The sequence below is a fragment of the Streptomyces sp. 130 genome, from assembly GCF_007096885.1.
Classification (GTDB): Bacteria; Actinomycetota; Actinomycetes; order Streptomycetales; family Streptomycetaceae; genus Streptomyces.
The window spans coordinates 32,177-43,285 of the sequence record NZ_VJNO01000032.1 but is presented as its reverse complement, the minus strand read 5'-3'; the positions used below and the strand labels follow the sequence as shown (position 1 = coordinate 43,285).

Sequence of the window (11,109 nt, the reverse complement as noted above, 5' to 3'; positions counted from 1 at the left end):
CGTCCCGTTCGGCAAGGCCGTATGGGCGGAGGCGCGGGCGTCGTGATCGCGTCCGGTCACCGTCACCCGGCGACCCGGGCTCAGCAGCCGCGCTCCGTGAAACGGGCCGGCCCGTACGCCGAGTCCAGCCGGTACGTCCCCGCCTTCCGCACGGTCAGCCGCGTCCATTCGCCGTCCTGCCCCAGACAGGCCGCGCCCGCCCCCCGCACCCGGAGCCACGGCGAGTACGCGATCCGTACGGTCACCGAGCCGGCCCGCTCCATGCGCAGCACCAGATCCGCGTCGCCGCCCCCGGTGACCGTGGCGGGCGGGGGCGCGAGCGGGGTGGCCTCCCGGACCCGGTAGACCGTCCAGCCGTCGTCCTCCCAGACCTGCTCCAGCCACGGCAACCCGCCCCTGACCAGGGCGGCTTCGGCCTCGGCGGGTCCGTCCGGCCGCCCGTGGTGCAGGACGACGAAGCCCACGGCCCAGCGGTCGAGCCAGGCCCGGTAGCGGTCCGGGGTGAGCTCCCCCTCGTAGAAGAGGCGCCCGCGCTCCACGTCCAGCTGGCGGTTCCAGCCCCGGGCCATGTTCACGTGCGGGGCGAGGAGGGCGGCCTCGCGGTGGTTGCGCGCGGGGACGACCTCGACGCGGACCCGGCCGGCGCCGAGGCGGTCGAGCGCGGCGACGACACCCTCGGTGCGGGACGCCCAGGCCGGCACGGCGGTGGACACGCGCAGGTCGTCCACGGTCTTGTCGACGAGCCAGAGCCCGGAGAGCACGAGGACGGCGGCCAGGAACCCCGTACGCACCCGCGCCCCGGCGCGCACCGTGTCGAGGACCGCCGCGCACAGCACGGGCACGGCGACCAGGCCGAGCAGCCGCTCGACGTTCGTACCGACGGGGGAGGCGACGAGGAACGTCAGCACCACGCCGACCGCGTACACCACGGCCCCGTACCGCGTCAGCCGCCACTGCCGCGTCCGGGGCGCCGCGAGCGCGAACACCGCGCAGACGAGGACCGGCAGCCACACCCGGTCCGCGTGCATCGGCTGCTCGCCCCGGAACGGGAACAGCAGCGTCGTCGCGCCGACGACCGCGAAGAACGGCACCATCAGGACCGCGCCCGTGCGCCACCTCCGGTCGAGCAGGTACGCCGCGCCCACGACGACCAGGAAGAGCCCGGCCACCGGACTCGCCATGGTGGCCAGGGCCCCCGCGACGACGGCCACGGCGGCCCGGTGGGCGTACCGGCAGGCGACGAGCCCGACGGCCACGCCGAGCGCGAAGGTCGTACGCCCCGACGCCACGTTGCACCACAGCGCGAAGGCGCCGAGCAGCGCGGGCGGGAGCGGGCGGCGCATGCCCGTACGGACGAAGAGGCGGGCCAGCAGCCAGGTGGCGGCGAGCCCGGAGGCGACGGAGACCGTGCGGACGCCGACGAGGGCCATGACGTACGAGGAGAAGACGCTGTAGTTCGCGGTGTGCGTCCCCCCGTACCAGGACAGGTTGTACGCCGATCCCGGGTGGCGCGCGGTGAACCCGGCCCAGGCCAGCTGCGCGGCGAGGTCGCCGGCGCCGGTGGCCAGGAAGGCCGTCCACACGGCGTACAGCGGCAGCACCGCCGCCACGGAGACCAGCGGGACACGGTGGACCCGCCACCACGGCTCGCACACCGACTCGCCCGCGCCCGACCGTACTTCTTCACCGACCACCACGTGCCAAACCCTAGAGCCTGACCCGCGGCCCAACCGACCCGAAACTTTCGAAACGGCTGCCATTCGGTTCGAGGGGAGGGCTCGACTCCGCCCGAATTCCGCCCCGGCCGCGGCCGGGGCCATGCCCCTTGAACTGCTCTGATCGTCAACTCCCGTGCGGCAAACGGCAATCGAAGGTTTCGCAACTCACGTCGAAACCATTGACACCCCCAGGGGCCGGTCCAACACTGAGCGCCGTCGGCAGGCCCCCGCCGACGCCCACCTGCTCACGGGACGAGGAGGACATCCCCCCATGTACGCAACCCCCGCACATCCGACGAGCCGCACCGGACGCCCGAACGGTCTACGGCTGTTCATCCGCAGCGCCTTCGCCCTGGTGATCGCGGTCGTCGCGGCGATCGCCCTGCCCGGCACGGCCACCGCCGACACGACCGTCACCTCGAACCAGACGGGCACCAACAACGGCTACTACTACTCGTTCTGGACCGACAGCCAGGGCACCGTCTCCATGAACCTCGGCTCCGGCGGCAGTTACGGAACGTCCTGGCGCAACACCGGCAACTTCGTCGCGGGCAAGGGCTGGAGCACGGGCGGCCGCCGCACCGTGACGTACTCCGGCTCCTTCAACCCGTCGGGCAACGCCTATCTGGCCCTCTACGGCTGGTCGCAGAACCCGCTCGTGGAGTACTACATCGTCGACAACTGGGGTACGTACCGGCCCACCGGCACCTTCAAGGGCACGGTCACCAGTGACGGCGGCACGTACGACATCTACGAGACGACCCGGACCAACGCCCCCTCGATCGAGGGCACCAAGACGTTCAAGCAGTACTGGAGCGTCCGCCAGTCCAAGCGGACCGGGGGCACCATCACCACCGGCAACCACTTCGACGCCTGGGCCCAGCACGGGATGAACCTCGGCAGCTTCAACTACATGATCATGGCCACCGAGGGCTACCAGAGCAGCGGCAGCTCCAGCATCACGCTGGGCAGCACGTCCGGCGGCGGCGACAACGGGGGCGGCAACACCGGCGGCGGCAGCAACGGCTGCACCGCGACCCTCTCCGCGGGCGAGAAGTGGGGCGACCGCTACAACCTCAACGTCGCGGTCTCCGGCTCCAGCAACTGGACCGTGACGATGAACGTCCCGTCCCCGGAGAAGATCCTCTCCACCTGGAACATCAGCGCCAGTTACCCCAGCGCCCAAGTGCTGACCGCCAAGCCCAACGGCAGCGGCAACAACTTCGGCGTCACCATCCAGACCAACGGCAACTGGACCTGGCCGACCGTCTCCTGCACGGCGTGATCCGGGCGCTCCGGGGCGGCGGCGGCCACCCCGGAGCGCTCCAGCCGTCCACCCGTCTCACAGCACCGGCGGCCTTCCCAGCCGGGTCATCCGCCACACCGTCCCCCAGCTCATCGGCGCCCGCCGCCCGGCCGGCCCCCTGACCCCCTCGACGAACCCGCCCCACCACGCCTTCAGCCCGGCCACCGAGCGCATCCGCAGCATGGCCAGCGCGATCCACACGCCGAGATAGACCGGGACCAGCGGTGCCGGAAGCCGTCGGCGCGCGAGCCACACCCGGTTCCGCGCCGTGAACCGGTAGTAGACGGCGTGCCGGGCCGGTGACGTCCGGGGATGCTGGAGAACGAGCGTCGGCACATAACGGATCTCCCACCCGCCGTCCAGCGCCCGCCAGGCGAGGTCCGACTCCTCGTGGCCGAAGAAGAACTCCGCGGGCCACAGTCCGACCTGGCGGAGCATCGGCATCGAAAACGCGTGCCCTCCGCCCAGGAACGCGGTCACCGGCCCCCCGCGCATCGGATCGCCCGCCCGCAGCCGGGGCACCCAGCGCCGCTCGGTCCGCCCGTGCTCGTCGGCGACCCGGAACCCGATGATTCCCAGCCCCGGGTCCTCCGCGAACAGCCGCCGCACCTCGCGGAACACGTCCGTCGCGATGAGCAGCCCGTCGTCGTCCAGCTCGACCACGACATCGACCTCGTCCGCGTCCCGCAGCAGCTCAAGGCCCACGTTCCGGCCGCCGGGGCACCCCAGATTCCCGGTGAGCGGCACCTTGGTCACCGCGGTCGCGCCGGGGGTGCCCGCCGCGTCGAGGACATCGGTCGAGACGTCGTCCAGCGGCGTCGCGTTGCCCACCAGCACGACGCGGGCGGCCGGGACGTCCTGCTTCGCCACGGACGCGAGCAGCGCCTCGAGTTCCCGGGGGCGGTTCCCCATGGTCACGATGACGACCCCGATACGCGGCAACGGCACGGCGGCTCACCTCACTGATCGACAGGGCCCCGATGGTAGAGCCTCGGGGGCCGTCACGAGTTCATCACTTATGGAAGCCCTGCCTCCCCTTGCGTCGGAGGGCCCGGATACGGTCATGCCTCCACCAATCGCACCTTGGGGGGACGAATGAACTGGAACAACAGCACCCAACAACCCTGGGGCCCGGCCCCGGAGAAGCCGTCCGGAGCGGCCTCCGGGCTGCCCGCCTGGGCGCGCAAGCGCGTTCTGCTCCCGGCGGCGGCCGGCCTCTTCGTCGCCGGAGCCGTCGCGGGGAGCGCGGGCGGCAGCGGCACGGAGAACGCCGGCAGCGCGACGCCCGCGCCCCTCGCCACGGTCACCGTGACCGCGTCACCGAAGGCCGGGACCACGCCCGCCGCCGAGCCGCCCGCGCCGAAGGGCACGACCCGGCCGGCCGACGACGACTCCGGAGCGAAGGCCTCCGTACCCGACTTCGTCGGCATGGGCCTGCAGTCCGCGCAGGACGCGGCCCAGGCCAAGGGCTTCTCCGCCCTGACCTCGCACGACAGCGCGGGACGGGACCGGATGCAGCTGCTCGACCGGAACTGGAAGGTCTGCTCCCAGAACGTGGCGGCGGGCAAGTCGGTGCCCACGAGCACCGAGTTGGACTTCGGCGCCGTGAAGACCGAGGAGAGCTGCCCGGCCGAGGACCGGGAGCCCACGAAGGTGGTGGGCGGCCGGATGCCCGACTTCGCGGGCAAGTCGGTGAACACCGCGCGCGACGCGCTCGACTCCGGCACCTCGCTCACGGTGAAGGACGCCGCCGAGGGCCGCATGGTGCTGCTGGAGAGCAACTGGAAGGTCTGCACCCAGGTGCCGGCGGCGGGCACGAAGCTGAACGGGCAGCCCGTCGAGCTCACGGCGGTGAAGTTCGAGGAGAGCTGCCCGTAGAGGCTCTGCGCCGACGACGCGTCAGGAGGCGGGCATCTTGGTGACCAGGTCGATCCACGCCCTGGCCTGGTCCGCGAAGTCGACCCGCCCGATGTCATGGTGGGCCGCGACCCAGCTGCCGGCCGGCGGCTTGTCCTCCCAGTCGTCCTGGGCGGGCGCGGCCCGGCGCAGATAGATCTCGCAGCCGACCCGGTTGGTGACGAAGCTCAGTTCCAGCCGGGAGGGCCGGCCTCCGGTGCCGACCCGGTCGGCGAGCAGGAAGGTCTGCGTCAGGTACAGCCCGTACTCGACCGTGGGAATGCGGTCGTCCGTGACCTCGCAGGCATCGCACAGATAGCCCTCGGCGGCGAACGCGTCGAAGACCGCCTCGTGCAGCGGAAGCGCGGCGACGTGCACGAGGTCGTGGTCGCCGACGGCCTCGTCGTCCCCGACCCGCACCTTCGTGCTGAGCCCGAGTACGGCCCCGACAGCCTGTCCGGACACCTCGGTCACCGGAACGTCCCACGGCAGCCGCTGCTCGAAGGGCACCCGCCGCTCCTCACCCTTGGCGAGCTTGAAGTAGGCCGAGGTGCTGGGCCAGCAGATCGTCTCCTGGGTGTCGGCTCCCTCGTACGAGGGCCTCACCTCGGCGAACATCTTCAGCTCGATGCCGCGCAGGTCGACGTCGCGGTCGAGCGCGCGCACCAGGACCTCGCCCTGGAGCGTCTCGCCGGGTCGTACGAAACCGGCCGCCACCTGTGTGTCGACCTCCAGCGGCACCGAGCCGCCCCCGCCTATGCGCCGCAGACGCTTGAACACCATGCCCGTAGGCTAAACGCACGGTGTGATCATGACCAGAGACGGACAACACCGTCACCGGCCGCGGCTGAGGGCGGGTCAGCCGCGCCGCTCCAGCGCCTCGGCCCGCTCCACCAGCCCGGCGGCCACACCGTCCCAGTCCGGTCCGTGCAGCCAGAGGTTCTGCGCCGCCTCCCGCAGCAGGTCCGGTTCGTCCGGCCGCTGCAGCAGCACCAGCCGGTAGGCCAGGTTGCGTACCCACACGGGCAGCAGACCGTCCACGATGTTCGGGCAGAGCTCGCGCAGCATGGAGAGGACGGCGTCCGCATCGGCGAACGTCAGCTCCTCGATGAAGTAGTGCTCTCGGTGTTCGAGCCCGCACGCCGGGGCGGGCCGGTACTCGTCCCCGTACAGGCACCGCGCGTGTGCCGCCAGGCTGCTGTGCGTGGACGCGTGATCACGACGCGGACCGTGTCCGGCCTCGGCCTCAGTCCCCGCCACCGCCACCGTCTCCGCCGTCGCCGTCGAAGATCCACCTCAGCGGATTCCAGCCCGGACCCTCGGGCAGCGGCTCGCCGCCGCGTGCGCGCCCCGGCGTGCCCCCCGCCCGCTCGCGGATCAGGTCGCGCACGGTCCGGGCTATGGGGTCCCGCCCGGCGGACGCCGTCACCTCGCTGCGCGGCCGGAACAGCTCGTCCCCCGGCAGTACGTTCCGGGCCGGCCCCGTCGCGCCGACGAGCGCGGCCAGCAGCCGGGCGCGCTCGTCGCCGACCGCCCCGTGCCCCACGGCGGACACCCGGGCGCGCGCGGCGGACGTACGGTCGTCCGGACCCGCGCGGTGGCGGCGCTGCGCGATGACCCCCAGGGCCCGGGCGCGCTCCTCGCGCAGGGCCCCGCGCGCGACGAGCCGGTGGCGCCACACCTCGTCCGTTCTGCCCGCGCCGGTCTTCACGCCCGCGGTGTCGCGCAGCCACCGCTGGAGCTTGTGGCCCTTGCGGCGGCCGGCGACCCCGGCCAGCGCCGCGTCCAGGAACGAGTCCCCGAGCGGCGGCCCACCGGACGCGGTGATCTTCCCGTCCGCCACGACGACCCGCCCGGCCAGCACCGGCTCGGCGGCGACGGCCCCCGCGATCCCGAGCCGCAGAGCGTACGGCCGGCACACGATCCGCCCCTCGACGGGATCGTGTGCGAGCAGCGACAGCTCCTCGGGAAGCGTGAAGTGCGACACGAACACGACGACTGACCCCCGGCCGACGACGGACAACACCCCATGCTCGCACGCGGCCGGGGCGCACCGGAGGCCGTCGGCTGCCCGGTGTCCGTCGCACTCACCCACGCGCGAAGGCGCGACGCACGCGACGCGACACCGTACGGCGATCCGTCGCGGAGCGCGGCGGGTGGGGACACGTGCCCTGGGAGACCTCGTCGGCCCACGGCAGGCCCCACCCGCCCGCCGAGTCAGGGGAGTTGCCGTGTGCCACATCGGCGGGAAATCGCCACCGCCGCCGCTCGCTCCCCGGCGCGGGCACTGGACCTGGAGCCCGGCCCCGGAGCCCGCCCGATGCCCGGCCGGCACCGCGCCCTGCGGACCTGCCGCACCCTCTGCGCGCCGTACGGTCTCCGGGCGGCTTGACCCCACTCCGTGCTCAGCGCCGCCGCCGGCTGGGGGCGGCCCCTGGGGCGCTGGCGCGGGCGGCATGCCGGCGCGCGCGGCGAATCAGGTCGCACGTCCGGTCAGGAATCGAGAAGCCCCGGCCGCGCCGCCGCCCCTAGCGTGAGGTGCATGGCAACCACCGCTTCCACCGCAGCCGTCACGTCCCTCGCATCCGTCACCCTTGAGGTGGCCGACGTCGAGGCCGCTCGCCGCTTCTACTGTGCCTTCGGCGTGGACACGTACGTAACCCTGAGGGCGTCCGAGGCGCACTCCACCGGATTCCGCGGCTTCACCCTGGCGCTCACGGTGTCCCGCCCGGCCATCGTCGACGGCTTCATCGGCGCCGCCGTCGACGCCGGCGCCACCGTCCTGAAGCCCGCCGCGAAGTCCCTGTGGGGCTACAGCGGCGTCGTCCAGGCCCCCGACGGCACGATCTGGAAGATCGCGACCTCGGAGAAGAAGGACACCGGTCCGGACACCCGCGAGATCGACCAGATCGTCCTGCTGATCGGCGTCGAGGACGTGAAGGCCATCAGGCAGTTCTACGTCGGCCGGGGCCTGTCCGTGGCCAAGAGCTTCGGCGGCAAGTACGCCGAGTTCGCCGCCGGCCCGTCCAGCCCCGTCAGGCTCGCGCTGTACAAGCGCCGCGCCCTGGCGAAGGACCTCGGCGTACCCGTCGACGGCACCGGCTCGCACCGCCTCGTCCTCGGCAGCACCGCCGGCGCCTTCACCGACCCGGACGGCTTCGCCTGGGAGCCCGCCGCGTAGCGCGATCTCCGGCCCGGTAGCCGCCCAGGACGGCGTGGCGCGTGGCGCGTAGGTCCAGGACGGGGCGATGGTCCCGGTACGGAGCAGTGTGAGCCGGCCGGACAACAGGAGGAGCACCATGAAGTTCCGTACGCACGTCGAGCCCCCTGAGCCCATGCGGGGCCTTGAGGTACCGCCCGAGGTGGTGGCGGCGCTCGGCGGGGGCGCCCGGCCTCCCGTGACCATCACGGTCAACGGGCACTCCTGGAGGAGCCGGGTCGCCCTCCTGCGCGGCCGCCACCTGCTCGGCCTGAGCAACGCCAACCGGCGGGCCGCCGGCGTCGAGTCGGCGAGGAGGTCGAGGTCCACCTGGAGCTCGACACCGAGCCGCGCGTCGTGGTCGAGCCCGCGGACTTCGCCCGCGCCCTGGACGATCACCCGGCCGCCCGCGAGGCGTACGACAGCCTCTCCTACAGCCGAAAGCGCGAACACGTACGCGCCATCGAAAGCGCCAAGAAGCCCGAAACCCGCCAACGCCGCATCGAGAAAGCCATCACCACCCTGCGGAGCTGACTCCCGAGTGACGCGGACCTGGTTGCCGCAGAGCCTGACCATGTCGCCGCTGCCGGATGTCAGGACGGCGACGGGTTTCGCCCGACGGCGCGTGCTGGTGCGCGAGTGTCTGACTTCCACGACGGTGTGCGTCCCGGCCATCAGGTAGCACCCACGTCGTGCCGGAGGGATGCGGTAGTAGCTCGTTCGCAGCCGGGCTGGTCGAGGTCGAACGTGGTCAGTCCCGACCACGCCAGGTGGAAAGGCAAGCTCACTGACCCAAACGAAGAAGCCCCGGGCCAATGGCCTGGGGCTTTCATATGGAGCGGGTGACGAGAATCGAACTCGCGCTCTGAGCTCGGGAATCAGCGGTCCTCAGGTTGTTACGGATGGTCTGACCTGCGGCTTCGGATTGGGCAGGTGAATGGCTCTGGGCCTCTGGGCGCCGCATCCGACCGCTGTTGTCCGCTCCGCTGGGCACGGATAGGGCATGAGAGCCAGGAGCGCGACGCGCACCCGGGCGGGCCGACTGGTCAGAGGGAGATGATGCGAACTTGGTTGCCGCAGAGCTTGATCATGTCGTCGCTGTCGGACGTCAACAGGGCGACGGGTTTCGGCTGGCGGAGCGCGACCTCGGCGACTGTGGCGTCGATGGCGTACTTGTGTCCGTGCAGTCCGGCAGCTTTGAGGAGTTCCGCTGCTGCTTTCGCCGCCTGTTCGGTGACAGGCTCCACCTTGACGCGGGACAGGGCCCAGTTCAGGCGGGGCATGTTGGTGCGGGAGTGAGTGACTTCCACGATGGTGTTGGCCCCGATGACGAGGTCGGCTCCCATGTCATGGAAGACCTGAAGCATCGCGAGCAGCCTGCGATCCTGCGCGATCCAGGCGGAGAGCCCTTCCGAGTCCAGGACGACGGTTTCGACGCGTTCGCTCACGCGGCATCCGCGCCCGTGGAGGTGCCGGCGGAGCCGAAGATCTTCGCGCGGGCCTCGACGAGCTCCTCGTCGCTGAACGGCCCGTGCTCCTCCTCGTGACGGCGGAGGTCGTCGCCCAGGAGCTGGTGCCGGATCTGGCGGGCCACGGCTTCCGCCACGTACCCGGAGACGTTGTCCGTGAGCTTGCGGAGCTCCGCCACCTGGTCGCTGGGCAGCGTGACGGTGATGCGAGTCGTTGAGGACATGAGTCCAAGCATACTGGAGTAGGCACACATTGGCTCGGGTCTCTGGTCCGCAGCGTTGACGCCTTCGGTTGCATGCTCCGGGTGACGGCATGGGGGCGAACATTCACGGGCTGTCCCTGGCGAGGGATGCTTCGGACCAGTGCCGTTGGGCGGCAAGCAAAAAGGCCCGGTCATTGACCTGGGCCTTAAGCGGAGCGGGTGACGAGAATCGAACTCGCGCTCTGAGCTTGGGAAGCTCATGTTCTACCATTAAACTACACCCGCGAAAATGCCGACCGCCGTATCCAGCGGGGCATCCTCGGACACTGTACCCCATGGTGGTCCCGTCGCGGCGGCGTCCCGGATCGCGTGGGCGGGGGGCGGGAGTTGGGGGCGTAGCGTGGGGGTCGGAGTGCCGCGTGGAGGCGGGTCCTGTTCATCCCCTAATGTGGCGGTCTCGTCCACGGCTTGATGGGGAAGGGACTTGATGGACTCCATGGAGCGCACCGTCGTCCGCTGTGCCGAAGGGCACGTTTTCGCTACCAGCTCGTTTCCGATGCAGCAGCTCGGGGCAGGGCGGATCGGGCCCGGGCGGCTCATCCGGTGTCCCCGGTGCGCTCGGTTGCGGCATGCCGTGCCCGTGGTGTTCGAGCGGCGGTAGTGGCGGCGGGTGACGGACGACAGGCGCGCGGGTGCCCGATGAGGGCGGGCCCGCGCGTTCTGCGTATCCTCGGTGGGTGCTTCTCTCAGACAAGGACATCCGCGCCGAGATCGACGCCGGACGCGTACGCATTGATCCATTCGACGCGTCGATGGTGCAGCCGTCGAGCATCGACGTGCGGCTCGACCGCTATTTCCGGGTGTTCGAGAACCACCGCTACCCGCACATCGACCCCGCCGTCGAGCAGGTGGACCTGACGCGCACCGTCGAGCCGGAGGGGGACGACGCGTTCATCCTGCACCCCGGGGAGTTCGTGCTGGCGTCGACGTACGAGGTCATCTCGCTGCCCGACGATCTCGCGTCGCGGCTGGAGGGGAAGAGCTCGCTCGGCCGGCTCGGGCTGGTCACGCATTCCACGGCGGGCTTCATCGACCCGGGCTTCTCCGGCCACGTGACCCTGGAGCTGTCGAATCTCGCGACGCTTCCGATAAAGCTCTGGCCCGGTATGAAGATCGGCCAGCTGTGCATGTTCCGGCTGAGTTCTCCGTCGGAGTTCCCTTACGGCTCCGAGCGGTACGGGTCGCGATATCAGGGGCAGCGCGGACCCACCGCGTCGCGTTCCTTCATGAATTTCCACCGGACGCAGGTGTGAGGACC

At 71.4% G+C, this 11,109-nt stretch carries 12 protein-coding genes, 1 tRNA gene and 1 pseudogene; 6 read left to right on the top strand and 8 right to left on the bottom strand.

The window, feature by feature from the left end:
* Positions 1-80: 80 nt before the first annotated feature.
* Positions 81-1,655: a hypothetical protein gene (locus tag FKN01_RS24025; RefSeq protein WP_143624026.1), complete on the bottom strand. Its 1,575-nt coding sequence runs from the start codon at positions 1,653-1,655 to the stop codon at positions 81-83.
* A 334-nt stretch (positions 1,656-1,989) separates the two neighbouring features.
* Between FKN01_RS24025 and FKN01_RS24020 the strand changes: the two genes are divergently transcribed.
* The gene (locus FKN01_RS24020) at positions 1,990-3,003 is read left to right on the top strand and encodes a glycoside hydrolase family 11 protein (RefSeq protein WP_143623962.1); all 1,014 of its coding nucleotides are present in this window, start codon (positions 1,990-1,992) and stop codon (positions 3,001-3,003) included.
* Between the two features lie 57 nt (positions 3,004-3,060).
* Here the strand turns inward: FKN01_RS24020 and FKN01_RS24015 are convergent, their stop codons facing one another.
* A complete protein-coding gene (locus FKN01_RS24015) occupies positions 3,061-3,972 on the bottom strand; it encodes a glycosyltransferase family 2 protein (protein WP_143623960.1) in 912 nt (303 codons plus the stop codon).
* A gap of 147 nt (positions 3,973-4,119) precedes the next feature.
* Here FKN01_RS24015 and FKN01_RS24010 point away from each other — a divergent pair, with 147 nt between their 5' ends.
* On the top strand, positions 4,120-4,902 hold the full coding sequence (locus FKN01_RS24010) for a hypothetical protein (RefSeq protein WP_143623958.1): 783 nt from the start codon (positions 4,120-4,122) through the stop codon (positions 4,900-4,902).
* 21 nt (positions 4,903-4,923) lie between these two features.
* On the opposite strand, the gene FKN01_RS24005 is transcribed toward FKN01_RS24010, so the two are convergent.
* From FKN01_RS24005 to FKN01_RS23995, 3 genes are all read right to left on the bottom strand, one after another.
* Positions 4,924-5,703 (bottom strand): sporulation protein, encoded by a 780-nt coding sequence (locus FKN01_RS24005; RefSeq protein ID WP_143623956.1) that lies wholly within the window; start codon positions 5,701-5,703, stop codon positions 4,924-4,926.
* A gap of 75 nt (positions 5,704-5,778) precedes the next feature.
* Complete coding sequence (locus tag FKN01_RS24000; RefSeq protein ID WP_398933054.1) at positions 5,779-6,180, bottom strand: hypothetical protein; 402 nt, start codon at positions 6,178-6,180, stop codon at positions 5,779-5,781.
* Positions 6,167-6,913: a GPP34 family phosphoprotein gene (locus FKN01_RS23995; protein WP_143623955.1), complete on the bottom strand. Its 747-nt coding sequence runs from the start codon at positions 6,911-6,913 to the stop codon at positions 6,167-6,169. Before FKN01_RS23995 ends, FKN01_RS24000 begins: the two co-directional genes overlap by 14 nt.
* Positions 6,914-7,462: 549 nt before the next feature.
* Here FKN01_RS23995 and FKN01_RS23990 point away from each other — a divergent pair.
* The 3 genes and pseudogenes from FKN01_RS23990 to FKN01_RS33365 all read left to right on the top strand — a co-directional run bounded on the left by FKN01_RS23990 (position 7,463) and on the right by FKN01_RS33365 (position 8,653).
* Positions 7,463-8,101, top strand: coding sequence for a glyoxalase (locus FKN01_RS23990; RefSeq protein ID WP_143623953.1), 639 nt, complete (start codon positions 7,463-7,465; stop codon positions 8,099-8,101).
* A gap of 67 nt (positions 8,102-8,168) precedes the next feature.
* A pseudogene (locus tag FKN01_RS33620) lies at positions 8,169-8,366 on the top strand (DUF1905 domain-containing protein); the annotation flags it as partial.
* A gap of 110 nt (positions 8,367-8,476) precedes the next feature.
* Complete coding sequence (locus tag FKN01_RS33365) at positions 8,477-8,653, top strand: YdeI/OmpD-associated family protein (protein WP_260696999.1); 177 nt, start codon at positions 8,477-8,479, stop codon at positions 8,651-8,653.
* Positions 8,654-9,165: 512 nt separating this feature from the next.
* Here the strand turns inward: FKN01_RS33365 and FKN01_RS23975 are convergent.
* The 3 genes from FKN01_RS23975 to FKN01_RS23965 all read right to left on the bottom strand — a co-directional run bounded on the left by FKN01_RS23975 (position 9,166) and on the right by FKN01_RS23965 (position 10,076).
* Entirely contained in the window at positions 9,166-9,567 is a 402-nt protein-coding gene (locus FKN01_RS23975) for a DNA-binding protein (protein ID WP_143623951.1), read from the bottom strand.
* Entirely contained in the window at positions 9,564-9,812 is a 249-nt protein-coding gene (locus tag FKN01_RS23970) for a type II toxin-antitoxin system CcdA family antitoxin (RefSeq protein ID WP_143623949.1), read from the bottom strand. The genes FKN01_RS23975 and FKN01_RS23970 overlap by 4 nt, the downstream gene beginning before the upstream one ends.
* Positions 9,813-10,005: 193 nt before the next feature.
* Positions 10,006-10,076: transfer RNA gene (locus FKN01_RS23965), tRNA-Gly, on the bottom strand.
* 452 nt (positions 10,077-10,528) lie between these two features.
* Here FKN01_RS23965 and dcd point away from each other — a divergent pair.
* The gene (dcd, locus tag FKN01_RS23960; RefSeq protein ID WP_018102070.1) at positions 10,529-11,104 is read left to right on the top strand and encodes a dCTP deaminase; all 576 of its coding nucleotides are present in this window, start codon (positions 10,529-10,531) and stop codon (positions 11,102-11,104) included.
* Positions 11,105-11,109 lie beyond the last annotated feature (5 nt).